Source organism: Pelomonas caseinilytica (genome assembly GCF_021353235.1).
Taxonomy (GTDB): Bacteria; Pseudomonadota; Gammaproteobacteria; order Burkholderiales; family Burkholderiaceae_C; genus Pelomonas; species Pelomonas caseinilytica.
Map to the genome: position 1 here is coordinate 166,309 of NZ_JAJTWT010000011.1, position 25,810 is coordinate 192,118.

Consider the following 25,810-nt stretch of genomic DNA (forward strand, 5'->3'; position numbering starts at 1 on the left):
TTCCGAACGTCGTTCCTGCGCGGCGCCGACCGGCGCAGGCGGCGTCGCGGGCGGCGATTCCGGCCCTTGGCCTCACCAGCGCGAGAAAGGCTTCACCGCCAGGTTGGCATTGACGTAGCGGGCGTCGCCGGTGACCTCCTCGCCCAGCCAGGCCGGCCGCGCGAAGGCCTGGGCCTCGGACCGCAGTTCGATCTCGGCGACGACGAGGCCGGCGTTGGCGCCGAGGAACTCGTCGACCTCCCAGACGTCGCCCTCGTGCTCGCAGAGGTGGCGGATCTTGTCCACCACCGGCCCGTCGCTCATCGCGAGGAGCTCGCGGGCCTCGGCGGCGGGCACCTCGTACTCGAACTCGGCGCGCGTGGCGCCGCGGGTGGCGCCCTTGATGGTGAGGAAGCCCCGTTCGCCGGCCAGGCGGACCCGTACCGTGCGTGCGGGGTCGCGGTTCAGGTAGCCCTGGACGAAGCGCGTCTGGCGCTCGGCCGGCTGGCGCCAGCCCTCGCCCACGACGAGGAATTTGCGTTCGATCTCCAGGCCCATCCGCTGCCCTCCATGCCATCGGGGCAGGCAGTGTGCCTCATCGGCGCGGGCCTGGCCCGGCTCAGGGCGCGGTGGCGAAGGACCAGGTCAGGTGCATGGGCTGCGAGGCCACCAGGCCGTCCAGCTCGACGCGGTAGGTGGTGCCGGGGGCCAGGGGCGCCTCGGGCACGAGGGCGGCCTCGCCGCGGCCCATCAGCAGGTTGCGGTCGTTGGCCGCCGTCACCAGCGTGGCCTGCACCGGCGTGCCCGTGGCGGCATCGGCCATGACGAAGCGGCTGATCTGGACCTCGTCCCCTGCATGCAGGGACACCGGAAAACCTTCGGTCACGCCATCGGGCAGCGGCTTGAGGTTGGAGGCGCGCATCTGCACCGGCAGCCCGGTGGCGCCATCGCGCGGCCACACGACCCAGACGCCGCTGCCCGCGCCGGCCGAGCCGGCCGTGAGCGCGGTGTCCACCACCATGGCGCGGCGCGGCCCGTCGGGCAGGGCCGAAAAGCCGATGCCCAGCTGCTGGGTGTGCGGGTCCAGCAGCAGCAGGCGCCCGTAGAGGTTGTTGAGCAGATCATTGACCATGTCCCAGGACGCCGGGTCGCCGGAGCCGGACATCACATAGGACAGCACGCTCTCGCTGCGGGAGCGCGCACCCGAGACGTCGACCGTCGCGACGCCGGCCGACGCCAGGCGGGCGGCGTAGTCCGCACCGGTGTAGCAGGGCTGGCCAGGGATCTCCTCGGAGCCGCCGCTGCCGTTGGCCGCCACGTACTGGGCATGCGCCTGGGCGGTGCCGTCCAGCGCAGACATGCGGACGAAACCTGGCAGTCCCGCCGCGGTGCGCACGACGTTCAACAGCGAGAAAGCGCTGGCGCGGACCGTGGGCGAGTCGCCCGCCGCGCAGCCGACCTGGCCGGTCGGCGAAGACGGCGCGGGCGCGGGCGTTCCCGGCGTGCCGGAAGCCGGCGGCGTGGGAGCGGGTGTGTCGACGGGCGTCGTCGTGCCCGAGGGCGCCGCGGAAGTCGGCGAGCCACCTCCTCCGCCTCCGCCGCAGCCAGCCATCACGAGAGTCAGCAGCAGCGCAGCCGCTGCGGGCTTGCGGTGAACAGGGCTCATGAAGCTTCCCAACCGGCGGGCCTGCCGCCTCGAATGACACCGGTCTGAGCGCCGGCGGATGCCATTTGATGGGCTAGTTAGGCGGCGGTCCGTCGGCGGAGGTGGAATCCGCTTGTAGGACGGCAGGCGAGGCCGTGTCGGACAGTCCTGGAACGGCTCAGAACAGCGGTTGCTGGTCGCCGGCCAGCTGGCCGGTGGCGCGCGCCTCGATGAGCAGCAGGCGGCGCTTGGTCTCGATGCCGCCGGGCGCAGAGAAGCCGGTGGGCTCGCCGCCGGCGCCCATGACGCGGTGGCAGGGGACGATGGGCGGGAATGGGTTGTCGCCTTCGGCCCGGCCGACCGCCCGCGCCGCGCCGGGCTGGCCCAGGGCGGCGGCGATCTCGCCGTAGGTGCGCGTCTGGCCGGGCGGGATGGCGCGGGTCAAGGCATGCACCTGGCGCCGGAACTCCGGGATGCCCCGCTCGTCCAGCACCACATGGCTCAGGTCTCGCGCCTCGCCGGCCAGCAGCGCGCGTATGCCCTCGACGGCGTCGGCGATGTGAGCCGGCAGCTCGACCGTGGGCCGGGCGGTCGGGTGCCGCCGCGCCAGCCGCGCCGGGCTGGCGTCCGGCAGCAGGGAGGCGACGATGCCGCGCTCGCTCCAGACCAGGCCGCAACGCCCCAGCGCCGTGTCGAAGCCATGGCTCCACAGCGGCTCGCCGGGCGGCAGGCGCGGCTCGGTGTCGGCGGGCTCGTCCATGCCTGGAAACCTCTCAGGCGGCGACCGCCAAACCCGACAGTCGGGCGGCAGTGGCGCGCTCGGCCACCTCGCGCGGCGGCAGCGTCTTCAGGCGGTGGTCGCTCCACACCTGGCGCCAGCGTCGGGCACCGGGGGTGCCGTTCCACAGGCCCAGGGCATGGCGCATGGCGTAGGCCCAGCCCTGCCCGGCCACGTGGAGGCGGTCCAGGTAGGCCAGCCATGCCTGCTCGACCTGCTCGCGGCTCTCGGCGGGGTCGGGCTGGCCGAAGAAGCGGGAGTCCCAGCGGGCCATGCTCCAAGGCTCATGATAGGCCTCGCGGCCCACCATGACGCCATCGACGACGGCAAGCTGGGCGGCGATCTCGTCGGCCGTCTTCAAACCGCCGTTGACGGCGATGGTCAGGTGCGGGAAGTCGCGCTTGAGCTGAGCCACCAGCTCGTACCGCAGCGGCGGGATCTCGCGGTTCTCTTTGGGCGACAACCCCTGCAGCCAGGCATTGCGGGCATGGACGATGAAGACCTCGCAGCCCGCCGCCGCCACCGTACCGACGAAGTCGCGCACGAAGGCGTAGCTCTCGATCCTGTCGATGCCGATGCGGTGCTTGACGGTCACGGGCAGCGTGGTGGCCTCGCGCATGGCCCTGACGCAGTCGGCCACCAGCTGCGGCTCGGCCATCAGGCAGGCCCCGAAGGCGCCGCGCTGCACCCGCTCACTGGGGCAGCCGCAGTTCAGGTTGACCTCGTCGTAGCCCCAACGCTCGGCCAGCCGCGCGCAGGCCGCCAGGTCCTCGGGCTCGCTGCCGCCGAGCTGCAGGGCCACGGGGTGCTCCTCCGCGTTGAAGTCGAGGTGGCGGCCCTGGTCGCCATGCAGCAGGGCGCCGGTCGTCACCATCTCGGTGTAGAGCAGCGTGCCGCGGGTGATGAGGCGGTGCAGGTAGCGGCAGTGGCGGTCCGTCCAGTCCATCATGGGCGCGACGGACAGGCGCCAGGGGGAGAAGCCGGCGCCCGGTGTTTGCTGTCGTTCTGTCTCGAAATCCATCCGGCGTCCATCACCACTGCTTGGCCCCGAATTGTGCCCGCAGGCCCGCGGGAGCCGGATTTGCCGGGGCACCAAACCCCAGGATCGACCGGAGGTTTTGCATGGCGAAGGCCCAAGGCGAGGTCGTGAAGCAGGAGGATCTGCCCAAGTCCAGGCGGGTGCTGCTCATGGTGGATTTCATCAACCCGCTGCAGTTCGTCGGCGCCGAGGACCTGGCGCCAGCGGCGCTGGAGGCCGCCCGGGCGACGGCGGCGCTGAAGAAGCGCCTGCAGGCCGACGGCGTGCGCGCCCTCTACGTCAACGACAACTTCGGCCAGTGGCGGTCGGACTTCCGCACCCTGGTCTCGCATTGCCGGCGCCGCGGCGGCCCGGCCTCGCGCCTGGTACGCGAGCTGGCCCCGGGCGGGGACGACCTGATGGTGCTCAAGCCGCGCCACTCGGGCTTCCACGCCACGCCGCTGGAGCTGCTGCTGGACCAGCTCGGCACGCGTGAACTGGTCATCACGGGCCTTGCCACCGACTATTGCGTCATGTGCACCGCCATGGACGCCTATGTGCGCGGCTACAAACTCTGGGTGCCGGCCGACTGCACGGCAGCGGAGTCACCGCAGATGCACGCCCAGGCCCTGGACTGGATGCGCCAGGCGCTGAAGGCCGACGTGCGGCCCTCGTCGAGCGCCGCGAGTCGCAAGCCGGGCCGAAGGGAGCACTCGTGAGCGCGCGACGCATCGTCCTCATCCGGCACGCCGAGAAGCCCAGCGGTGACGGGCGCATCGTCGGGGTGGCCCCGGGCGGGCACGAGGACGAGCATGAGCTGAGCGTGCGCGGCTGGCAGCGGGCCGGGGCGCTGGCGCGCTTCTTCGCGCCCGGCGGCGGCGACCTGGGCGTGCCGGACGCGCTGTTCGCCGCCGGCCCCTCGGCGCAGCGGCCGAGCCGCCGGCCGCTGAGCACGCTGATGCCGCTGGCGGCGCGGCTGCAAAGGCCGCTGGACTGCCGCTTCGGCAAGGGCGAGGAGCTGGCGCTGGCCGATGCCGCCTCGCGGCAGGAAGGCCTGGTGCTGGTGTCCTGGGACCACCGCGGCCTGGGCCGCATCGCCCAGGCCCTGGCGAAAGGGCCGCAGGGGGCGCCGGCGGACTGGTCGGACGACTGCTTCGACCGCTTCTGGATCTTTACCCGCCGGGACGATGGAGGCTGGGATTTCGAGTCGCGCGGCCAGCGGCTGCTGGAGGGCGACCTGCCCCACCCTGCTTCGCCCTAGCCTGCCGGCGCCCTGAAGCGCGCCGCTGCCGGACTCGCCCTCAGAAGATCCAGCAGCGGCGCCTGCAGTTGTGGCGCGAGGCTGCGTGCGAACTCTTCCGTCAGGTGGTTGCGGTCCTTGAACATCACCATGCCGTCGCGGGCCGTCCGGCAGACCGGCTCGCTGCAGATGGCGCTGGAGAGGTTGATGAAGCGCGCGTTGCGCTGCGCCAGCACGGCGGCCTCGGCCTCGGCCAGCGGTGCGATGCGCGCCTCTTCGTCGGCGGCACGGTAGGTGCAGGCACCGTCGGTCGACCAGGCCCGCCAGGCCGCCCGGGCATGACAACCCGGCACGTCGAAGCCCGGGAAGGGGATGTCCCTCACATAGCCCACCCGGGCGTCGAGGCGCTGCAGGCGCTCGACGCTGCGGTCCAGGCCGGCCTGCCAGCGGTCGGGGCGGATGTTGTAGCCCGAGGAACTGGCCATGACCACGACGTCCGGCTTCAGGCGCTCGATGCGCTGGAACATCTTCTCGCGCCAGATGCTGCACTCGCGGTAGTCGGCCAGGGTGGTGTAGACGGCGACCGGCACGTCGACCGAGGGACAGGCCGACTTGGTCAGCACGACGAGGCGGAACTGCTGCTGCCGCGCCAACTGCTCGAAGGGCACGAACCACTGCGAGGCATGCGAGTCGCCGAAGAGCACCACCGTCGCCTTGGGCTCGGCTGGGCCGAATTCACAGGGCGGCTGGTCGACGGCGTCGGCGAGGGTGAGGCAACCGGAGGCTTCGGTCGCGTCCCAGCGCGCCGCGCGCTGGAAGCGCTCCTGCTCGGGGCCGACATGGATGAAGCCGCGGCTGAACTGGGCCGCGGCGGCCACGGCCACACACAAGGCCAGGCCAGCGAAGACCACCTGCCGCGAGGGGCGCCCCGGGAAGAGCGAATGCATGAAGGGCTGCTCGACGAAGCGGTAGGACAAGGCGCCCAGGCCGATGGAGAGCAGGATGAGGCAGACGGTCAGCCAGGCATCGGGCCGAGGTACGACGAGGGCCGCGCCGATCAGCACCGGCCAATGCCACAGGTAGACGGAGTAGGAGCAGTCGCCCAGCCGACGGATGGGCCAGGACTGCAGCAGCCGGCCCACGGCCGACTGTCCGCCGTGCTGCACGACCACCAGCAGCAAGGCGGCCGCGGCCACAGGCAGCCCCGCCCAGAAGCCGGGAAAGCGCATGCGGCCGTCGAACAGCAGAGACACGGCGACGAGGATGCCGAAGGCCGCCCAGCCCATGGCGGCCACCGTGCGCGGGCTCCAGCGCGTGGCCAGCCCTGGCCAGACGGCAACCGCCATGCCGGCGCCGAACTCCCAGATGCGAAACGGCGTGAGGAAGAAGGCGTATTTGAAATTGACCAGCGAGACCACGCCGCAGGCGACGAAGCTCAAGCCGCCGAGGACGACGACGAGCACACCCGTGACCCGACGCGGCGTGGCACGGGCGAACCGCACGGCGAGCAGCATCAGCACCGGCCAGAACAGGTAGAACTGCTCCTCCACGGCGAGGGACCAGAGGTGCAGCGCGGGGTTGGCCTCGGTGTGGCCGCCGAAATAGTCGGTCGGACGGCTGGCGAACCAGAGGTTGGCGGCATACAGGGCGGCCGCCCGGGCGGAGGACAGCAATTCGTCCTGCTCCTGGGGCGCGTAGAGCAGGCGGATGCCCACGACGGTGACTGCCAGCACCAGGGCCGCCGCCGGCAGCAGGCGCCGCACCCGCCGGGCGTAGAAGGCCCACAGGTCGATGCCGCCGCTGCGCTCGTGCTCACGCAGCAGCAGGCCGCCGATCAGGTAGCCCGAGATGACGAAGAAGATGTCGACGCCGACGAAGCCGCCGTGGAAGCCGGCCACCTCCGCGTGGTTGAGCAGCACCAGCAGGATGGCCAGGCCGCGCATGCCTTGCAGGCCCGGGTTGAAGCCGCGGGCCAGGGTGCCCGCCACGCCGGCCCCGGCCGCCTGCGAGACGGAGGCCGGAACGACCGAATTCATGCGAGATCCTTGAGCGGATGCTGCTCCGGCGGCCAGGGGCTCTTGAAGAAGGCGGCCACCTCGGCGGGGTCGACCTCGGTGACGCTGGCCGGACTCCAGCGGGGCGCATGGTCCTTGTCGACGGCCAGGGCGCGGATGCCCTCGACCGTCTCGCTGCGCGCGGCACCGCGCAGGTGGAAGGCGTGGTGGACGAGGTCGCGCTCCAGGCGCAGGTCCTCGGCCAGGCTCAGCCGCCGGCCGCGCCGCACCAGCTCCAGCGTAACGGCCATCATCAGCGGCGAGCGCCTGGACAGGGTGGCCAGCGCCTCGCGGGCCCAGGCGTCGTCCCCCGCGGCGGCCAGGGAGTCGAGGATGGCGGCCAGGCTGGGCTGGCCGAAGTGGCGGTCGATGCGGTCGAGTGTGGCCTTGGGGGCCGACACGGGCGCGAGGTCGACCCGCTCCATGACGGTCGCGACGACGTGCTCGGCGCTGGGCTGGTCGCCATGGCGCAGGTCGTCCACCAACGCCGGCCACTGCTCGGCGCGCACGAAGACGTCGCCCAGGCCCCATTCGATGGCGTCGCCCGCGGCGATGGCGTGGCCGGTCAGGGCCAGCCATTCGCCGACATGACCCGGGCATTGGGCCAGGAACCAGCCGCCGCCCACGTCGGGGAAGAGGCCGATGCCCGTCTCGGGCATGGCCAGCTTGGAGCGCTCGTTGAGCACGCGCAGCTTGGCGCCCTGGCTGATGCCCATGCCGCCGCCCATGACGATGCCGTCCATCAGCGCGACATAGGGCTTGGGAAAGTGGTGGATGAGGTGGTTGAGGCGGTATTCCTCGGTGAAGAAATCGCCGAGCGCCGGGTCGCCGGCGTGGGCGGCCTGGTGGAAGAAGCGGATGTCGCCGCCGGCGCAGAAGGCGGGCGGCTTGCCTTCGCGGCCCGCGCCCAGCACGGCCACGGCCTGGACTTGGGGCGCTTGCGCCCAGTGGCGCAGCAACGCCGTCATGTCGCGGATCATGGGCAGGGACAAGGCGTTCAGCGCCTGCGGGCGGTTCAGCGTGATCAGGCCGAGGCAGCCATTGACCTCGGCCAGGATCTGGCCGTCGGACACCAGGGGCGGGATCAGGTCGGTCATGCGTTCTGGAGGGCAGGTTTGTCGTTGGAGGGGCTCATCGCTTCGTTGGCGATGAGCGCGGCGAGCACGAGGCTACCGCCAATCAAGGCGGCGCTGCCTGGGTGTTCGCCCGCAAAGAGCCAGGCCCAGAGCACGCCGAGCAGGGTTTCGGCCTGGCCGAGCAGGGCGATCTCGTGGCTGGGGAGCTGACGGGCCAGCCGCACGGCAAGCAGGCAGGGCACGGCGAGCTGAAAGACGCCCAGGAAGGCGAGCAGCCCCAGGTCGTGGGTGCCGGCCTGCAGAGGCCAGGCCAGCGGCAGCGTGGCCGACATGGACAGCAGGGCGCCGATCAGGACGGCCGGCAGCATGTCACCCCGGCTGCCCACCTTCTGCAGCAGGCACCAGTTGCTCGCCGCGGCCAACGGCACGCCCAAGGCGACGAGCACGCCGACCAGGCTGCCGCCCGAGCCGGCCTGCTGGCCGAACATCCAGGCGATGCCGATGCCGGCCACGACGATGGCGGCCCACGTCCGCCCGGGAACGTGCTGGCGCAGGAAGGCGCGCGCGAACAGCGCCGTCAGCAGCGGCCCGAGGGACATGGTCACCAGCACGTTGGCCACGGTGGTGAGGGACAGCGCCACCATGAAGGCCGTGAACATGACGGCCCAGCACAGGCCCGAGGCCCAGACGGCCACGCCGCGCAGGGCCGGCAGCAGCGCCCTGCCCCGCATGACGCCCAGGATGAGCAGCAGGGCCAGGGCGTTGAAGCCGCTGCGCCAGAACGTGATCTCGAACCCCCGCGCCGCCTCCAGATGCCGCGTGACCACGCCCGCCGAACTCCACATCAGCGTGACCAGAAGCATCAACAGGACGGCGGATCGATGACTCATGAAAGAGCGCCCCGTCAAACGGGGCGCGGGCAATCCACTGACTGGAGCCCCCTCCCGGAGGGGGCTCGGGGGAGCTCAATATCCCCGCGTCGCGCGAGCGCGCGGCCCGCGCTCAAGCGCGGGCTGCGCGCTTGCGCTCGTTTTCGGACAGATGCCGCTTGCGCAGACGCACGCTCTTGGGCGTGATCTCGACCAGTTCGTCGTCCTCGATGAACTCCACGCCGTACTCCAGCGTCAGCTCGATGGGCGGGGTGATCTTGATCGCGTCTTCCTTGCCCGAGACGCGGAAGTTGGTCAGCTGCTTGGTGCGGGTAGCGTTGACGACGAGGTCGTTGTCGCGGCTGTGGATGCCGACGATCATGCCCTCGTAGACCGGGTCGTTGGGCTTGACGAACATGCGGCCGCGGTCGTCGAGCTTGCCCAGGGCGTAGGTGAAGATCTCGCCGGCGTCCATGGAGATCAGCACGCCGTTCTTGCGGCTGGCGATCTCGCCCTTGTGGGGCTCGTAGCCGTCGAAGATGTTGCTGATCAGGCCGGAGCCACGAGTCAGGTTGAGGAATTCGTTGGAGAAGCCGATGAGGCCCCGCGCCGGGATGCGGTACTCCAGGCGCACGCGGCCACGGCCGTCCGGCTCCATGTTGACCAGCTCGCCCTTGCGCTCGCCCAAGGCCTGCATGACGCCGCCCTGGTGGGTCTCTTCCACGTCGGCCGTCACCAGCTCGATGGGCTCGCACTTCACGCCGTCGATGTCCTTGAACACCACGCGCGGCTTGGAGACGGCCAGCTCGTAGCCCTCGCGGCGCATGTTCTCGAGCAGGATGGTCAGGTGCAGTTCACCGCGGCCCATCACCTCGAAGACGCCGTCCTCGTCGGTCTCGCGCACGCGCAGGGCGACGTTGCTCTGCAGTTCCTTCTGCAGGCGGTCCCAGATCTGGCGGCTGGTGACGTACTTGCCTTCGCGGCCGGCCAGGGGGCTGGTGTTGACGCAGAAGTTCATCGTCAGCGTCGGCTCGTCGACCTTGAGCATGGGCAGCGGCTGCGGGTCGGTGGTGCTGGTGACGGTGACGCCGATGCCGATCTCGTCGATGCCGTTGATCAGCACGATGTCGCCAGGGCCGGCTTGGGTTGTCTGCATGCGGTCCAGGCCCTGGAAGGTCAGCACCTGGTTGATGCGGCCCTTGGTGGACTTGCCGTCGGGGCCTTCCATGACGAGCACGTCCATGCCGGGCTTGATGGTGCCCTGGCTAATGCGGCCCACGCCGATGCGGCCGACGAAGCTGGAGTAGTCCAGGGCCGAGATCTGCAATTGCAGCGGCGCGTTGGGGTCACCTTTCTGCGAGGGCACGTGCTTGAGGATGGTGTCGAACAGGGCCGACATGTCGGGGCCCCACTGCTCGCCCGGGGCGCCCTCTTCCAGCGAGGTCCAGCCGTTGATGCCCGAGGCGTAGACGACCGGGAAGTCGAGCTGCTCGTCGGTGGCACCGAGCTTGTCGAAGAGGTCGAAGGCGGCGTTGATGACGGCGTCGGGCTTGGCGCCCGGCTTGTCGACCTTGTTGACCACGACGATGGGCTTGAGGCCCAGGGCCAGCGCCTTCTTGGTCACGAAGCGGGTCTGCGGCATCGGGCCTTCCTGGGCGTCGATGAGCAGCACCACGCCGTCCACCATGGACAGGGCGCGCTCCACCTCGCCGCCGAAGTCCGCGTGTCCGGGGGTGTCGACGATGTTGATGTGGGTGCCCTGCCAGCTGACCGCGCAGTTCTTGGCCAGGATGGTGATGCCACGCTCGCGCTCGATGGCATTGCTGTCCATCACGGTGTCGACCACCTTCTCGTGCTCGGCGAAGGTGCCGCTCTGGCGCAGCAGCTGGTCGACCATGGTGGTCTTGCCGTGGTCGACGTGGGCGATGATGGCGATGTTGCGGATCGGGGTGGTCATGGTGATGCTTGCAGGAAATAACCGGTTCAGGCGGAGAGCAGGGCCTGGACCTCCGGTGGGGTCAACAGGCGGTCGGCGATCAGCTCGCCGGCAGTGATGTGGGCGCTGCCCAGGAAGGCGCGCGGCTCGGGGCCGTAGACGCGCACACGCTCGGCATCCGGCGCGTCGACGCGGCGGCGCAGGCCAGAGAGAAAGCGCACGGCGTCGGCCCGGTCCAGGCGCAGCTCGGGCGCGTCGGCCAGCAGGCAGTCTGGCGAGGCGAGCAGCGCGGCACGCGCTTCGTCGGGCAGGGCCTCGAGCTGGGCCAGCGTGACGCTGCCGTCGAGCGTCAGCCCGCCGGAGCCGGTGCGGCGCAGCGCCGCGAGCGAGGCTCCGCAGCCCAGGGCCGCGCCGATGTCCTCGGCCAGGGTGCGGATGTAGGTGCCTTTGGTGCAACGGACGTCGAGGGTCACGGTGCCAGGGTGCATGGCCACGATGTCGATGGCATGAATCGTCACGCGGCGGCTCTTGCGTTCGATCTCGACGCCTTCGCGGGCGTATTCGTACAGGGCCCGGCCTTCGTGCTTCAAGGCCGAATACATCGGCGGCATCTGGTCGATCTCGCCGGTGAAGGCGCGGCAGGCCGCCTCGATCTGCTCGGGCGCCAGATGGCCGACGTCGCGGCGCTCCAGCACCTCGCCTTCGGCATCGCCCGTCGTCGTGCGGATGCCCAGAGCCAGCGTGGCCAGGTAGCGCTTGTCGGCGTCCAGGCTGAGCTGGCTGAACTTGGTGGCCGCGCCGAAGCACAGCGGCAGCAAGCCGGTGGCCAGGGGGTCGAGCGTGCCGGTATGGCCGGCCTTCTCGGCGCGCAGCAGCCACTTGGCCTTCTGCAGGGCATCGTTGCTCGACAGGCCCAGCGGCTTGTCGAGCAGCAACACGCCGTGCAGGGCGCGGCGCTGGATGCGTTGGCGCGGCGGGCGAGCCGGCGGCGCGACGGCGGCCTCAGTCATTGGGCTCCTCGTCGTCCAGCGCGCGCGTGGCATTGGCCTTGCCGATGAGGGCATTCATCTCCGCGGCGCGTTCCGTCGTGCGGTCGAACTGGAAGTGCAGCGTGGGGACCGTGTGGATCTGCAGCCGCTTGAACAGGCCGTTGCGCAGATACCCCGCCGCTTCGTTCAGCGCGGCCTGGGTCTCGACGGGGTCGCCGATCAGCACCGAGAAGAACACCTTGGCGTGGGCGTAGTCGGGCGTCACCTCGACCGCGCTGATGGTGGCCATGCCGATGCGCGGGTCCTTGAGCTCGCGGATGAGTTCGGCCAGATCGCGCTGGATCTGGTCGGCCACTCGGAAGCTGCGGTTGGGGATGGCGCGTTTGTGTTTCATGGCGGATGTCCGAAATGCAACCACAGAGGCACAGAGACACAGAGAAAACCCTCACTCTCTGTGGCTCCGTGCCTCTGTGGTTGCCTTTTTCTCAGCGGCGGCGCACGCCCACCGCTGAAAGGAGCAGTCGGTCTAGAGCGTGCGAGCCACTTCCTTGATCTCGAAGAACTCGAGCTGATCACCTTCCTTGATGTCGCTGTAGTTCTTGAGCTTGATACCGCACTCGAAGCCTTCCTTGACCTCGCGCACGTCGTCCTTCTCGCGCCGCACCGACTCGACCTCGCCCGTGTAGATGACGGTGTTGTCGCGCAGCAGGCGGAAGCGGGCGCCGCGGCGGACCAGGCCGCTCGTGACCATGGAGCCGGCCACCGTGCCGATCTTGGAGGCCACGAACACGACGCGGATCTCCGCCGTGCCCAGCGCCTCTTCGCGCTGCTCGGGCGCCAGCATGCCGGACATGGCCTTGGTCACGTCGTCCACGGCGTCGTAGATGATGCTGTAGTAGCGCAGGTCGACCGCGTTGCCCTCGGCCAGCTTGCGCGCGCCGGCATCGGCCCGCACGTTGAAGCCGATGATGACGGCCTTGGAGGCGATGGCGAGGTTGACGTCGCTCTCGCTGATGCCGCCGACCGCCGCGTGGACGATCTGCACCTTGACCTCGGCATTGCTGAGCTTGAGCAGAGAAGCGGCCAGCGCCTCCTGCGAGCCCTGCACGTCGGCCTTGACGATGAGGGGCAGCACCTGCGCCTGGCCTTCGCCCATGTTGTCGAACATGTTCTCGAGCTTGGCGGCCTGCTGCTTGGCCAGCTTGACGTCGCGGTACTTGCCCTGGCGGAAGGTCGCGACCTCGCGGGCGCGGCGCTCGTCGGACAGCACCATGAACTCGTCGCCGGCCTGCGGCACTTCGGTCAGGCCCTGGATCTCGACCGGGATGGACGGGCCGGCCTCGGCGGAGGCCTTGCCGTCTTCGTCGAGCATGGCGCGCACGCGGCCATAGGTGGAGCCGGCCAGCACGACGTCGCCGCGCTTCAAGGTACCGCTCTGCACCAGGACCGTCGCGACCGGGCCGCGGCCCTTGTCCAGCTTGGCTTCGATGACCAGGCCCTTGGCCATGGACTCGACCGGCGCCTTGAGCTCCAGCACTTCGGCCTGCAGCAGCACCTGCTCCAGCAGTTCGTCGATGCCCTGGCCGGTCTTGGACGACACGCCGATGAAGGGCGAATCGCCGCCGAACTCTTCCGGCACGACCTGCTCGGCCACCAGTTCGCTCTTCACGCGCTCGGCATTGGCATCGGGCTTGTCGATCTTGGTCATCGCGACCACGATGGGCACGCCCGCCGCCTTGGCGTGGTGGATGGCTTCCTTGGTCTGGGGCATGACGCCGTCGTCGGCCGCACAGACGAGGATGACGATGTCGGTCGCCTTGGCACCACGGGCACGCATGGCCGTGAAGGCGGCGTGGCCCGGGGTGTCGAGGAAGGTGATCATGCCGCGCGGCGTCTCGACGTGGTAGGCGCCGATGTGCTGCGTGATGCCGCCCGCCTCGCCCGCGGCGACGCGGCTGCGGCGGATGTAGTCCAGCAGCGAGGTCTTGCCGTGGTCGACGTGGCCCATGACGGTGACGACCGGCGCACGCGGCAGGGCTTCGTGCTGCTGCTCTGCGGCGGTGCCTTCTTCCTCGAGGAAGGCGTCCGGGTCGTCGAGCTTGGCGGGCATGGCCTTGTGGCCCATTTCCTCGACGAGGATCATGGCCGTTTCCTGGTCCAGCTGCTGGTTGATGGTGACCATCTGGCCCAGCTTCATCAACTGCTTGATGACCTCGGCGGCCTTGACCGACATCTTGTGGGCGAGGTCGGCCACGGAAATGGTCTCGGGCACATGCACCTCGATGACCTGCTGCTCGGCCGGCGGAGTGAAGCTGGACTGGCCATCCTCACGGCCACCGCGGCCACCGCGGCCACCACGCGCCGGGGCGCGCCAGTTGCCACCGCCGCCCGGGCGATTGGCACCGGCGGGGCCGGCACCGATGGTCTTGAGACCGCGCTTCTTGGCGGCGTCGTCGGCCCAGCTGGACGACAGCTTCTCCGACTTGACGGACTTTTTGTCGCCCGGCTTGGCGCCGCCACCGGCGGGGGCCGCCGTGGCCGGCGCCGGAGCGCCCGCCTTCTTGTGGATGGTGCCCTTGATGCCAGCGCCTTCAGCGGGCTTGGGCTCTTCGGGCTTCTTAGCGACCAGCACCTTCTTGGGTGCATTCATCATCGCGCGGATCTTGGCGGCCTCGTCCTCGGCGGCCTTGCGGCGGCGGGCCAGGTCGTCCTGCTTCTGCTTCTCCTCGGCGGCGGCGTCCACGGCCTTGACGACTCGCAGGGCCGGCTTGGCCACTTCGGGCGCAGGCGGGGGCGGCGCAACCACTTCGGGCGCGGGCGGCGGCGGGGCCACCACTTCGGCGGGCTCGGGAGCCGGCGCGGACTTGGCGGCGCGCTTGGCGGCGGCGGCCTTGTTGATGGCCGCGGCCTCGGCGGCAGCGGCAGCGGCACTGCGAGCGCGGGCCTCGGCCTGCTCGTCGGCGGTCTTGGCCTCCACCTTGGCCTCGGCCTTCGCCTCAGCCTTGGCGGCGGCTTCGGCCGCTGCCGCAGCTTCGGCCGCGGCCTTGGCGGCGGCTTCGGCAGCAGCGGCCTCGGCGGCAGCCTTGGCGGCCGCGGCCTCGCGGGCGGCGCGCTCGGCCTCCTCGCGGGCCTTCACCTTGGCGGCGAGTTCCTCTTCCTGCTGGCGCAGGGCTTCGGCCTGGGCCTGGGCTTCTTCCTCGCGACGACGCAGTTCGGCGTCGTCGGGGCCGGCGGAGGCCTCCTCTGAAGAGTCGTCTCGCTTGATGAAGGTGCGCTTCTTGCGCACTTCGACCTGGATGGTGCGGGCCTTGCCACTGGCATCGGCCTGCTTGATCTCGGTGGTCGACTTCTTGACGAGGGTGATCTTCTTGCGCTCGGTGCCGGCGGTGCCGTGCGAAGAGCGCAGGTGGTCGAGCAGGCGTTCCTTGTCGGTCTCGCTCAGCGAGTCGTCGACGGAAGACTTCTTGACGCCCGCGGCTAGCAGCTGCTCCAGCAGCGTGCCCGCCGGCTTGTTCAGCTCGGCTGCGAATTGGGCGACGGTAGTCACGGCCATGTGGGGATCCTTCAAATTGCTTTCAGTGCGGCGCGGCGTTTGCTTGATCAGTCTTTGAACCAATGTTCGCGGGCCTTCATGATCAGGGCGCGTGCCGCCGCTTCGTCGAGGCCGGACAGTTCCACCAGTTCGTCCACGGCCAGGTCGGCCAGGTCATCGCGGGTGTTGATGTCGCCTGCGGCCAGCTTGGCCAGCAGCTCGGGCGTGACGCCGTCGAGGTCGCGCAGATCCTGCGAAACCTCCTCGACCTTCTCCTCGCGGGCGATTTCCATCGTCAGCAGCGCGTCCTTGGCGCGGGTGCGCAGCTCGGTGACGGTGTCTTCGTCGAAGGCCTCGATCTCGAGCATTTCCTGCATCGGGACGTAGGCGACTTCCTCGAGGCTGGTGAAGCCCTCGGAGATCAGGATGTCGGCGACCTCGGCGTCCACGTCGAGCTTCTCGACGAAGAGCTTGCGGATGCCTTCGGTCTCCTGCTCCTGCTTGGCGGCGGATTCCTCGGCCGACATGATGTTGATGCGCCAGCCCGTCAGCTCGGACGCCAGGCGCACGTTCTGGCCGCCGCGGCCGATGGCGATGGCAAGGTTCTCCTCGTCCACCACCACGTCCATGGCATGGCGTTCTTCATCGACGACGATGGACTGCACGTTGGCAGGCGCCAGGGCACCGATGACGAACTGGGCCGGGTCTTCGCTCCACAGCACGATGTCCACGCGCTCGCCGGCGAGCTCGTTGGTGACGGCGTTCACGCGCGAACCGCGCACGCCAACGCAGGTGCCGATGGGGTCGACGCGGCGGTCATGGCTGACCACGGCGATCTTGGCGCGCGAACCGCTGTCGCGGGCGCAGCTCTTGATCTCCAGCAGGCCTTGCTCGATCTCGGGCACTTCCTGGGCGAAGAGTTCCTTCATGAACTCGGGCGAGGAACGCGACAGCATGATCTGCGGGCCACGCTGGGTGGGGTCGACGCCGAGAATGACGGCACGCACGCGGTCGCCGGTGCGCAGGTTCTCCTTGGAGATCATCTCGCTGCGCTTCAGGCGTCCTTCGACGCGGCCGCTCTCGACGATGATGTCACCCTTGTCCAGGCGCTTGACGGTACCGACGAAGATCTTCTCGCCGCGGGACATGAAGTCGTTGAGCAGCTGCTCGCGCTCGGCGTCGCGGATCTTCTGCAGGATGACCTGCTTGGCGGCCTGGGCACCGATGCGGCCGATGGGCACCGACTCGACCGGCTCCTCGATGTGGTCGTCCACCTCGATGTCGGCGATCTGCTCCTGGGCTTCGAAGAGCAGGATTTCCGCGTCGGGGTTCTGCAGGCCGGCCTCGTTGGGCACGACATGCCAGCGGCGGAAGGTCTCGTATTCGCCGGACTCGCGGTCCACGCTGACGCGAATGTCGGCTTCACCGCCGTAAATCTTCTTGGTGGCCGAGGCCAGCGCCGCTTCCACCGCGCCGAACACGACATCGCGCTCCACGCTCTTCTCGCGCGAGATCGCGTCCACCAGCATCAACATTTCGCGGTTCATTGCTTGAGACCTCCGTCTACCTTGTCTTGGCCGGGCGCCGCCTGGTTGGGCTCGCCCGCTTGTTTCTTGGCCGCTGCTTTCTTCGGCTTGATGACGCCCCGCTGGCCGGGCTTGCGATCGGGTGCACGCTCGCCGCCGCGCCCCTTGAAGCTGATCACCGGCACGAGGCGCGCATCGCGCACTTCGTCCAGCGTGAAATCGAGCGCCTGCTCGGCGCTGCCGTCGTCGAACACCAAGCGCCAGGCCTGGTTGTCGGCCGCCTCCGGGCGGGCGTGGAGCACGCCGCGGTACTTTTTGCGGCCCTGGAAAGGCAGCTTCAGGGTGATGTCGATTTCCTGGCCGGTGAAGCGCGCGTAATGCGCGGCGTTCTTCAGCGGCCGGTCCAGCCCCGGCGACGAGACCTCGAGCCGGGCGTAATCGAACCCCTCGACTTCCAGCACATACTGCAGCTGGCGCGTGACCTTCTCGCAATCGTCCACCGTGACCAGCTCGCCAGCATCCGCCTGGGGCGGCAGCTTGTCGATGGTCACGCGCAGCAGACCGCCGGCACTGCGTTCGCAGTCCACGAGTTCGTAACCGAGGCCGGTCACGGTCGTCTCTACAGCGGCTTGCCAACTCATGCGGGATGTGCGTTCCTGATCGGGGCTAAAACGAAAAAGCAAAACGAAAAAGCAAAAAAAATGGGCTGGATGAATCCGCCCACCTCGTTCACCAGAATCCTGCACCGGGGGATATCGTCCGGAGCTCGTCAGAAAACCTCTGGCTGGAGGCTTCTCTAATTTCTGGTGAAGCTCGGATTGTACTGTGCAAGTCCCGTGCCGGCAAGCCGCTGGCTTGGCCGCATGCCAGAATCGCGGGCTGTTTGAGACCTCACAGGAGACACGAATGGGCTTTCTCGCCGGCAAGCGGCTGTTGATCACGGGCGTCCTGTCCAACCGCTCCATCGCCTATGGCATTGCCCGTGCCTGCCACCGCGAAGGCGCCGAGCTGGCCTTCAGCTACCAGGGCGAACGCTTCAAGGACCGCATCAGCGAGTTCGCCGCCGAGTTCGGCTCGAAGCTGGTCTACGACTGCGACGTCACGAGCGACGAGCAGATGCAGGCCCTCTTCGATCAGCTCGGCGAGGTCTGGCCGGAGTTCGATGGCCTGGTCCACTCCATCGGTTTCGCGCCTCGGGAGGCCATCGCCGGAGATTTCCTGGAAGGCATGACGCGGGAGAACTTCCGCATCGCCCACGACATCTCGTCCTACAGCTTCCCCGCCATGGCCAAGCTGGCCGCGCCGCGGCTGCGACCCGGCGCCTCCCTGCTGACGCTGAGCTACCTGGGCGCCATGCGCTACGTGCCCAACTACAACACCATGGGCCTGGCCAAGGCCAGCCTGGAGGCCAGCGTGCGCTACCTGGCCCATGCCATGGGCGCCAAGGGCGTGCGGGTCAACGGCATTTCGGCGGGCCCCATCAAGACGCTGGCCGCCTCCGGCATCAAGGATTTCGGCAAGCTGCTGAGCCAGTTCGCCGCCGCCGCGCCCATCCGCCGCAACATCACGATCGAGGACGTGGGCAATGCCGCGGCCTTCCTGCTGTCCGACCTGGCCGGCGGCGTCAGCGCCGAGATCCTCTACGTGGACGGGGGCTTCAGCCACGTCGCGCTGGCCGCGGAAGGCTGATCACCCTTCCACGACCGGGCTGCCGGTTCAGTGGCGCCGGCGGCGCGACGCCAGCCCGGCCGCCAACAGTCCGGCCAGCACGAGCCCGCTCGGCTCGGGCACCGTTCCCCGGTCCCGCACGACGATCTCGCCCGCGGCCACCTCGCCGTTGTCACCGACCTCGCCGATGTAGAGGAACAGGCCGGCCGTCGACGTCGCCGCGGTCAGGTTGAAGTCGATGACGCCGTTGTCGCCCATGCTGAGGAAGCCGAAGGCACCGGGGCCGGCGATGGATTCCGCATCGAACAAGCCCAGCGTCGCGACGGCGTTGTCCACGGCCGCTCCGGTCGCATCGGTGCCGAAGAGCTTGGGATCGGCCGGCGCGCGCTGGCTGCCCGGCGCAAACACGACGCCCGAGGCGAAGTCGAACACCGACAGCCCCACGGCCGTCTTCGCGCAGTCAGCGTCGGCGCAGTCGGTCATGGAGAGCTTGATGCCGTCGAGGTCGAACCCCGAGAACTGGCCGGTCGCACCACCGAGCAGCCCGCTGTTGTCGCGGATGCCGACGGACAGGATGGCCCCCAGTCCCACGCTCGACAGGTCGGCCTTGTAGACGGCCGTGCCGGCCACGACACCGCCGGTGAGGCCCGTCAGCTTGGTCAGGCTGACGGGAACGGCCTGCGTCGCGCCTGCCAGGGCCAGCAACGCCGCGCCGGCCACGGCTTTGGGGATCCATCTCATGGTTCGCTCCTGTCGGTGGAAGACAGCCATGGGAACGCATCGGCCATGCCAGACCATCCCCCTAGCTCACGCAAAGGGTTGAAAGCAAACGACTTTCTTCAGCCGGCAGGCGGCGCCGCACGCCAACGCCGCCCGCGGGCGGCGGCCACTGTCATGACCGCCGACACCCTAGTTCGTGGGCACTGGCTGGACGATGGGCGGCCTCAGGCCTTCACGCAGTCGACGTAGTAGTGCCCACGCCCGGTTTCCTCGTCCACCTCGTGCACGAGGCCGTGCACGTCGGTCGCGAAGCCCGGGAACTTGGCGTTGAAGCTGCGCGTGAACTTGAGGTAATCGACGATCTTCTTGTTGAAGCGCTCGCCGGGGATCAGCAGCGGGATGCCAGGGGGATACGGCGTCAGCAGCGAGGTCGTAATGCGGCCCTCAAGCTCGTCGATGCCGACACGCTCGGTCTTGCGCTGGGCGATGTGGGCGTAGGCGTCCGTCGGCGTCATGGCCGGCTGCAGGTTGGACAGGTACATGTCCGTCGTCAGCCGGGCGATGTCGCCCTCCGCGTAGGCCTGGTGGATGCTCTGGCAGAGGTCGCGCAGGCCCATGCGCTCGTACTTGGGGAACTGGGCACAGAACTCCGGCAGGATGCGCCACAGCGGCGCGTTCTTGTCGTAGTCGTCCTTGAACTGCTGCAGTGCGGTCAGCAGCGTGTTCCACCGGCCCTTGGTGATGCCGATGGTGAACATGATGAAGAAGGAGTAGAGCCCCGTCTTCTCGACGACGACGCCGTGCTCCACCAGGAACTTGGTCACCACCGACGCCGGAATGCCGGTGGCGGCGAAGCGGCCTCCCATGTCCAGCCCGGGCGTGATGATGGTGGACTTGATCGGGTCCAGCATGTTGAAGCCTTCGGCCAGGCCACCGAAGCCGTGCCAGTCCTCGTCGGCATGCAGCATCCAGTCGGCCGACACCGGCTCGCTGCCCTCCTCCGCCCGCAGGTAGTCCGGCCCCCAGACCTTGAACCACCAGTCGTCGCCATAGTCGCCCTCCACCTTGCGCATGGCGCGGCGGAAGTCCAGCGACTCCTTGATGCTCTCTTCCACCAGGGCGGTGCCGCCAGGCGGCTCCATCATCGCGGCGGCCACATCGCAACTGGCGATGATGGAGTACTGCGGGCTGGTGCTGGTGTGCATCAGGTAGGCCTCGTTGAAGAGGTGCTTGTCGAGCTTGACGCTCTGCGAGTCCTGCACGAGCACCTGCGAGGCCTGGGAGATGCCGGCCAGCAGCTTGTGGGTGGACTGGGTCGCGTAGACGACAGCCTCCTTGGGGCGCGGCCGGTTCTTGCCCATCGCATGGAACTGGCCGTAGAAGTCGTGGAACGCCGCGTGCGGCAGCCAGGCCTCGTCGAAGTGCAGCGTCGGGATGAAGCCGTCGAGCTTCTTCTTGATGGTCTCGGTGTTGTAGAGCACGCCGTCGTAGGTGCTCTGCGTCAGCGTGACGATGGCGGGCTTGACGGTGGCCGGGTCGACGTGCGCGAGCAGCGGGTTGGCGGCGATCTTGGCGCGGATGGCGTCCGGGCTGAACTCGCTCTCGGGGATGGGGCCGATGATGCCGTAGTGGTTGCGTGTCGGCGTCAGGAACACCGGAATGGCGCCGCACATGATGATGGCGTGCAGGTTGCTCTTGTGGCAGTTGCGGTCGATGACCACGACGTCGCCCGGCGCCACCGTGTGGTGCCAGACCATCTTGTTGGAGGTCGACGTGCCGTTGGTGACGAAGAAGCAGTGGTCGGCATTGAAGATGCGGGCGGCGTTCTTCTCCGAGGCGGCGACGGGGCCGGTGTGGTCCAGCAACTGGCCGAGTTCTTCCACGGCATTGCAGACGTCCGCGCGCAGCATGTTCTCGCCGAAGAACTGGTGGAACATCTGCCCGACCGGGCTCTTCAGGAAGGCCACGCCACCAGAGTGCCCCGGGCAGTGCCAGGAGTAGGAGCCGTCCTGGGCGTAGTCCATCAGGGCCTTGAAGAACGGCGGGGCCAGGCCGTCGAGGTAGCTCTTGGCCTCGCGGATGATGTGGCGCGCGACGAACTCCGGCGTGTCCTCGAACATGTGGATGAAGCCGTGCAGTTCGCGCAGCACGTCGTTGGGCAGGTGCTGGCTGGTGCGCGTCTCGCCGTAGACGTAGATCGGAATGTCCGGATTGCGGAAGCGGATCTCCTCGATGAACTTGCGCAGGTTGAGCACCGCCGGGTCGAGGTCGGGACCGGAGGTGAATTCCTCGTCGTCGATAGACAGGATGAAGGCCGAGGCGCGGCTTTGCTGCTGGGCGAACTGAGAGAGGTCGCCATAACTGGTCACCCCCAGGACTTCCATGCCCTCCTTCTGGATGGCTTCGGCCAGCGCGCGGATGCCCAGGCCCGACGTGTTTTCGGACCGGTAATCCTCGTCGATGATGACGATAGGGAAATGGAAACGGATCATCGCGGCCTCCAGCGGGCTGGCATCAGAAAACGAAGCGGCGAAGTGTAGGGCCGTCGTATGTTCCATCCATGTCGCGGCGGTCTATAAACTGGCCAGGAAGCACGGAGATTCGGGAGGAAAGATGGATTGGAGTCTGGCCACCGCCTGGTGGATTGCAGCGGGAGTGCTGATCGCCGTCGAGCTGGCGACCGGCACCTTCTATCTGCTCATGCTCGCGCTGGGCGCCTGCGCCGGCGCCCTCGCCGCCCACGCCGGCCTCGGCCCGCCGGGGCAGATGCTCTGCGCGGCGCTCGTGGGCGGTACGGCCACCTTCCTGTGGCACAGGCGCCGGGAGCGCCACCATCCGGCTCCGGCGGCCAGCAATCCCGACGTGAACCTGGACGTCGGCCAGAGCGTCCATGTGGATGCCTGGTCCGCCGACGGCCTGGCGCAGGTGCAATATCGCGGCGCCGCCTGGCGAGCCCGTTATGTCGGCAACCTGCCGGCCCAAGGCGGCCGGCACGTCATCCGCGCCGTTGATGGCAGCTGCCTGTTGCTCGACCGCTGACGCCACCTTTCACTGCAACGACGACAAACCTAATCGAGACATCGCATGGAAATCGCCCTGGTCATCCTGGTCATCGCCGCCATCTTCATCGTCCGGTCCATCAAGGTCGTGCCACAGCAGCATGCCTGGGTCGTCGAACGGCTGGGGCGCTACCACGCCACGCTCACCCCCGGCCTGAACTTCCTGGTCCCCTTCGTCGATCGACTGGCCTACAAGCATTCCTTGAAGGAAATCCCTCTGGACGTGCCCAGCCAGGTCTGCATCACCAAGGACAACACCCAGCTGACGGTCGACGGCATCCTCTACTTCCAGGTCACCGACCCGATGCGGGCCAGCTACGGGGCGAGCAACTATGTCGTCGCCATCACCCAGCTCGCGCAGACCACGCTGCGCTCCGTCATCGGCCGCATGGAACTGGACCGCACCTTCGAGGAGCGGGACGTGATCAACAGCTCGGTCGTGCAGGCGCTGGACGAGGCGGCGCTGAACTGGGGCGTCAAGGTTCTGCGCTACGAAATCAAGGACCTGACGCCCCCGCCGGCCATCCTTCACTCCATGCAGGCCCAGATCACGGCCGAGCGCGAGAAGCGTGCACTGATCGCCGCGTCCGAAGGACGTCGCCAGGAGCAGATCAACATCGCCACCGGCGAGCGCGAGGCGGCGATCGCGAAATCGGAAGGCCAGAAGCAGGCCGAGATCAACAAGGCCCAGGGCGAAGCTGCAGCCATCACGGCGGTGGCCGACGCGACGTCCGACGCCATCCGCAAGATCGCTTCGGCCATCCAGCAGCCGGGCGGCGACCAGGCCGTGCAGCTCAAGGTCGCCGAAAAGGCCGTCGAGGCCTATGCACAGCTCGCCCAGAAGAACAACACGATGATCGTGCCCGGCAACATGAGCGAGGTGGGTGGGCTGATCGGCACCGCGATGGCGCTGATCAAGAGCGGCGGCACGCGGCCCTGAAGCCGGAATCAAAAAAGCCCGCGAGGGCCCCTAACTAGGGCGGTCGCGGGCACAAGACGTTCGGGGGGCGCCGAACGAAAGCGATGGAGGTGTCGCTTTTCCTGATGATCTCCCTGAGCTTTTGATCAACCGCCCGTGAACGGGAAGCCAAGCAGTTCTGCGACAACGTCCCAAAACGACACTTTTTCCATTTGCGCCATCCATCCAGCGGTGTTGAGATGGCACGCAGTTTGTAGGACGCGGGTTTTTTCGAGAACTACAAACCCTTGTAGTGACCCGGCGTCACAGGAGCCCCAGCTCCATTGCCTTCAGCACCGCCTGACCCTTGGTCGACACATCCAACTGCTTGAAAAGCTGCTTCATGTGGTAGTTGACAGTGTTCTCGCTGATTCCCAGCAGGCTGCCCACAACCCAGGCACTCTTGCCTTCCATGGTCAGCCTCAGGATCTCCAACTGACGCGCCGGCAGCTTCGGCGCGTTCTTGGGGGTCAACAAGCGGGCCGCTGCGTCCTGCGCATGCACTGCGAGCAACTGCAGATCTGCAATCAACCGATTGAGTTGAACCGGATCCCTAGGTAGAGGATCCTCGCGGTCCATGCCCAAGAGCAGGCGCTTGTAGCCGGGCATGTGCACGCCCACGGCCACGCCTGTCCGATAGCCGAACGGGGCGATCATTTCCCACAGTTCGCCCGCCCCCGCCTCGACATAGAAGTTCTGGTCGTAGATCAGCGGCGTCGATTGCCGCATCAGTTGCTTGTGCACTGGGTCGCGTCGCGCGTACTCGGGATCACGTGACGCTTCCAGGAACTTCTCTGGCGTGTTGCCCACTGAGAAGTATTCGGCACGAGAGCCTGGGCCTCGGTGCTCCACGGCCAGCACACCAACGACCAGTCCGAAGTCCAGATCATTGGCGAAGTCGATCAGCCCCTGCCTGAAAGACGTGAGGTCTGCCGCTTGACTGACTTGTTCGTACCGCTGCAAGTTCATCGGAGACGGGGGCGCTACTAGGGTTGGTAGGAGCAACGCAGCCGCGACGCACGCACACTCCAAACCATTCAATTGACGGGAGATCCGAATGCAGTTGGCAGCTTGGCAACTGATGGCCTGCGAGACGGTCGTCAAGACTGTAAACGAGTTTCAGTTGGTGACGCCTGGGCTCAGGCAAGTCGGCAGCAGCGTGCGAGTGGACAACGCACGCTCCGGCTTGCGTTCCGGCCAGGAGGTCTGGGCGACGACCAAAGGCGAACCCATCCAGATCGCCTGGGAGTGGACGGAAATCCAGCCGGATGTCGTCGCGCTGTTCGACCCGATGAACATCCTCTGCAACGTCGCACTGATCGACCGGGACGGCCACGCCCTGGCCCGCTCGCGGCGCATGCTCCACCTCAACAACGTCGTGCACCAGCTCGACTGGCGTTCCGCGCTGGGCGCGGCACGAGGCCAGTGCATTCCCATGAGTTTGGCCGCTTGAGGCCCAGGATGCGCTATGATGGCGGGCTTGCAGGAGAGGTGGATGAGCGGTTTAAGTCGCACGCCTGGAAAGCGTGTGTGGGTTAATAGCCCACCGCGGGTTCGAATCCCGCCCTCTCCGCCAGAACACCGTTCCTCGAACGTACCAGACCGTCCCAGAGACGGTCTTTTTTTGCCCGTTTCATAGGAGAAACCGGCTGAGCGCTCCCCGCTGAACGTTCCAGATCATCCCCCACGATCCCACGGCTTCCCGCGCTTTTTTGTGGGTCAATTTGTGGGTAAGCTTTGTGGGTAGGAATTTCGAAGCCTCGAGATTTTTTGTGGGTAGACTTTTGGAGCGTTGCGATGCCCAAAAAACCCGGTGCTCACGTCATCCACCGCCTGAGCGCGTTGGTCGTCAAGAACCTGAAGAAGCCGGGTCGCTACGCCGACGGCGGCAATCTGTACTTGCAGGTCTCCACGGGCGGCGCAAAAAGCTGGCTCTTCCGGTACGACATCAAAGGTCGCTCCCGTGAGATGGGGCTGGGACCGCTCCATGCGATCGATCTGCATGCCGCCCGCTCCCTCGCAAAGACCTATCGGGGGCAGTTGCTCCAGGGCGTTGATCCCATTGACGCCAGGCTCGCAGCCCGGAGCGCGCAGCTCGCCGAGGAAGGCGCCCAGCACGCACGCAAGAAGTGGAAATGGTGCTGTGAGACCTACGTCGCCGAAGTGAAGGTCCCAGAGCTGACCAACGCCAAACATGCCGCCCAATGGCGCACCACCCTTGAGACATACACCTACCCCAAGCTCGGCGAGAAATGGGTCGACGAGATCACCCTCGATGATGTCTTCGGCGTGCTCAAGCCGATCTGGCTGGACATCAACGAAACGGCCAGCCGGGTTCGCTCGCGCATGGAGGCAGTTCTGGGCTGGGCCAAGGTGAAGGGGTACCGCACGGGCGACAACCCTGCCGTGTGGAAATCCAACCTGCAGCACCTGCTCTCGTCACCAGACAAGGTTCAGGACGAAGGGCACCACCCTTCCCTGCCCTATGAAAAACTGGGCGCCTTCATGGCCAGGCTTCACGAGATCCAGGCGACGAACGTCAAGTAGTCAGACCTGCAAAATCCATTTCGGCGCAACGCGTTGACGGGGCAAGTCCGGCGAGCAGTTCGCGTTCATGACGGGCTCGGCACGGTAGGCAGCTGCGTATTCCACTGATCGCGGACACCCATTCCAGGCTGATCGCGGACAGTGTTCCAGGCGATCGCGGACACCCTGAGTGAGGTGCCTGAGTGACGGGCCGGATGGTAGGTCAACTGTCCGCGA

23 protein-coding genes and 1 tRNA gene are annotated in these 25,810 nt (G+C 68.0%); 8 read left to right on the top strand and 16 right to left on the bottom strand.

The features are described from left to right. Positions 1 to 72 precede the first annotated feature (72 nt). The 4 genes from LXT12_RS22085 to dusA form a co-directional block, all read right to left on the bottom strand. Positions 73 to 537, bottom strand: a complete 465-nt coding sequence (locus tag LXT12_RS22085; RefSeq protein WP_233394460.1) for a CYTH domain-containing protein — start codon at positions 535 to 537, stop codon at positions 73 to 75. A gap of 61 nt (positions 538 to 598) precedes the next feature. Next, positions 599 to 1,645 carry a CAP domain-containing protein gene (locus tag LXT12_RS22090; protein ID WP_233394461.1) on the bottom strand — a complete coding sequence of 349 codons (1,047 nt, stop codon included), beginning with the start codon at positions 1,643 to 1,645 and terminating at the stop codon, positions 599 to 601. A gap of 157 nt (positions 1,646 to 1,802) precedes the next feature. Then, positions 1,803 to 2,384: a methylated-DNA--[protein]-cysteine S-methyltransferase gene (locus tag LXT12_RS22095; protein WP_233394462.1), complete on the bottom strand. Its 582-nt coding sequence runs from the start codon at positions 2,382 to 2,384 to the stop codon at positions 1,803 to 1,805. A 13-nt stretch (positions 2,385 to 2,397) separates the two neighbouring features. Continuing rightward, on the bottom strand, positions 2,398 to 3,423 hold the full coding sequence (gene dusA / locus LXT12_RS22100; protein ID WP_233394463.1) for a tRNA dihydrouridine(20/20a) synthase DusA: 1,026 nt from the start codon (positions 3,421 to 3,423) through the stop codon (positions 2,398 to 2,400). A 101-nt stretch (positions 3,424 to 3,524) separates the two neighbouring features. Between dusA and LXT12_RS22105 the strand changes: the two genes are divergently transcribed. Further along, complete coding sequence (locus LXT12_RS22105; RefSeq protein ID WP_233394464.1) at positions 3,525 to 4,139, top strand: cysteine hydrolase family protein; 615 nt, start codon at positions 3,525 to 3,527, stop codon at positions 4,137 to 4,139. Beyond that, positions 4,136 to 4,681 (top strand): hypothetical protein, encoded by a 546-nt coding sequence (locus LXT12_RS22110; RefSeq protein ID WP_233394465.1) that lies wholly within the window; start codon positions 4,136 to 4,138, stop codon positions 4,679 to 4,681. Before LXT12_RS22105 ends, LXT12_RS22110 begins: the two co-directional genes overlap by 4 nt. Here the strand turns inward: LXT12_RS22110 and LXT12_RS22115 are convergent. The 9 genes from LXT12_RS22115 to rimP all read right to left on the bottom strand — a co-directional run bounded on the left by LXT12_RS22115 (position 4,678) and on the right by rimP (position 17,283). Continuing rightward, positions 4,678 to 6,696, bottom strand: a complete 2,019-nt coding sequence (locus LXT12_RS22115; protein ID WP_233394466.1) for an acyltransferase family protein — start codon at positions 6,694 to 6,696, stop codon at positions 4,678 to 4,680. The two genes, LXT12_RS22110 and LXT12_RS22115, sit on opposite strands and share 4 nt — an antisense overlap. Next, positions 6,693 to 7,811, bottom strand: coding sequence for an enoyl-CoA hydratase/isomerase family protein (locus LXT12_RS22120; protein WP_233394467.1), 1,119 nt, complete (start codon positions 7,809 to 7,811; stop codon positions 6,693 to 6,695). Before LXT12_RS22120 ends, LXT12_RS22115 begins: the two co-directional genes overlap by 4 nt. Then, a complete protein-coding gene (locus tag LXT12_RS22125; protein ID WP_233394468.1) occupies positions 7,808 to 8,680 on the bottom strand; it encodes a DMT family transporter in 873 nt (290 codons plus the stop codon). The genes LXT12_RS22120 and LXT12_RS22125 overlap by 4 nt, the downstream gene beginning before the upstream one ends. Positions 8,681 to 8,792: 112 nt before the next feature. Further along, the gene (gene typA / locus LXT12_RS22130; protein WP_233394469.1) at positions 8,793 to 10,616 is read right to left on the bottom strand and encodes a translational GTPase TypA; all 1,824 of its coding nucleotides are present in this window, start codon (positions 10,614 to 10,616) and stop codon (positions 8,793 to 8,795) included. A gap of 26 nt (positions 10,617 to 10,642) precedes the next feature. Beyond that, complete coding sequence (gene truB / locus LXT12_RS22135; RefSeq protein WP_233394470.1) at positions 10,643 to 11,605, bottom strand: tRNA pseudouridine(55) synthase TruB; 963 nt, start codon at positions 11,603 to 11,605, stop codon at positions 10,643 to 10,645. Then, on the bottom strand, positions 11,598 to 11,978 hold the full coding sequence (gene rbfA / locus LXT12_RS22140; RefSeq protein WP_233394471.1) for a 30S ribosome-binding factor RbfA: 381 nt from the start codon (positions 11,976 to 11,978) through the stop codon (positions 11,598 to 11,600). The genes truB and rbfA overlap by 8 nt, the downstream gene beginning before the upstream one ends. Positions 11,979 to 12,110: 132 nt before the next feature. Beyond that, positions 12,111 to 15,137: a translation initiation factor IF-2 gene (gene infB / locus LXT12_RS22145; RefSeq protein WP_233394472.1), complete on the bottom strand. Its 3,027-nt coding sequence runs from the start codon at positions 15,135 to 15,137 to the stop codon at positions 12,111 to 12,113. 47 nt (positions 15,138 to 15,184) lie between these two features. Next, entirely contained in the window at positions 15,185 to 16,663 is a 1,479-nt protein-coding gene (gene nusA, locus LXT12_RS22150) for a transcription termination factor NusA (protein WP_233394473.1), read from the bottom strand. Beyond that, a complete protein-coding gene (gene rimP / locus LXT12_RS22155; RefSeq protein ID WP_233394474.1) occupies positions 16,660 to 17,283 on the bottom strand; it encodes a ribosome maturation factor RimP in 624 nt (207 codons plus the stop codon). The genes nusA and rimP overlap by 4 nt, the downstream gene beginning before the upstream one ends. A 265-nt stretch (positions 17,284 to 17,548) precedes the next feature. On the opposite strand from rimP, the gene fabI reads away from it, so the two are divergent. Beyond that, positions 17,549 to 18,331 (top strand): enoyl-ACP reductase FabI, encoded by a 783-nt coding sequence (gene fabI, locus LXT12_RS22160; protein WP_233394475.1) that lies wholly within the window; start codon positions 17,549 to 17,551, stop codon positions 18,329 to 18,331. 27 nt (positions 18,332 to 18,358) lie between these two features. Here fabI and LXT12_RS22165 read toward each other — a convergent pair whose 3' ends face one another. Continuing rightward, positions 18,359 to 19,051, bottom strand: a complete 693-nt coding sequence (locus LXT12_RS22165; RefSeq protein ID WP_233394476.1) for a PEP-CTERM sorting domain-containing protein — start codon at positions 19,049 to 19,051, stop codon at positions 18,359 to 18,361. Between the two features lie 203 nt (positions 19,052 to 19,254). Beyond that, complete coding sequence (locus tag LXT12_RS22170) at positions 19,255 to 21,522, bottom strand: arginine/lysine/ornithine decarboxylase (RefSeq protein WP_233394477.1); 2,268 nt, start codon at positions 21,520 to 21,522, stop codon at positions 19,255 to 19,257. Positions 21,523 to 21,643: 121 nt separating this feature from the next. Between LXT12_RS22170 and LXT12_RS22175 the strand changes: the two genes are divergently transcribed. Both LXT12_RS22175 and LXT12_RS22180 read left to right on the top strand, forming a co-directional pair. After that, positions 21,644 to 22,069, top strand: a complete 426-nt coding sequence (locus tag LXT12_RS22175; RefSeq protein WP_233394478.1) for an NfeD family protein — start codon at positions 21,644 to 21,646, stop codon at positions 22,067 to 22,069. 45 nt (positions 22,070 to 22,114) lie between these two features. Beyond that, positions 22,115 to 23,029: an SPFH domain-containing protein gene (locus LXT12_RS22180; protein WP_233394479.1), complete on the top strand. Its 915-nt coding sequence runs from the start codon at positions 22,115 to 22,117 to the stop codon at positions 23,027 to 23,029. A 282-nt stretch (positions 23,030 to 23,311) separates the two neighbouring features. Here the strand turns inward: LXT12_RS22180 and LXT12_RS22185 are convergent, their stop codons facing one another. Next, positions 23,312 to 24,016: a helix-turn-helix transcriptional regulator gene (locus LXT12_RS22185; RefSeq protein WP_233394480.1), complete on the bottom strand. Its 705-nt coding sequence runs from the start codon at positions 24,014 to 24,016 to the stop codon at positions 23,312 to 23,314. An 88-nt stretch (positions 24,017 to 24,104) separates the two neighbouring features. On the opposite strand from LXT12_RS22185, the gene LXT12_RS22190 reads away from it, so the two are divergent. From LXT12_RS22190 to LXT12_RS22200, 3 genes are all read left to right on the top strand, one after another. Next, complete coding sequence (locus LXT12_RS22190; RefSeq protein ID WP_233394481.1) at positions 24,105 to 24,500, top strand: hypothetical protein; 396 nt, start codon at positions 24,105 to 24,107, stop codon at positions 24,498 to 24,500. Between the two features lie 32 nt (positions 24,501 to 24,532). Then, positions 24,533 to 24,623, top strand: a tRNA-Ser gene (locus LXT12_RS22195). 221 nt (positions 24,624 to 24,844) lie between these two features. After that, positions 24,845 to 25,594, top strand: coding sequence for a tyrosine-type recombinase/integrase (locus tag LXT12_RS22200; RefSeq protein WP_233394482.1), 750 nt, complete (start codon positions 24,845 to 24,847; stop codon positions 25,592 to 25,594). Positions 25,595 to 25,810: the final 216 nt, after the last annotated feature.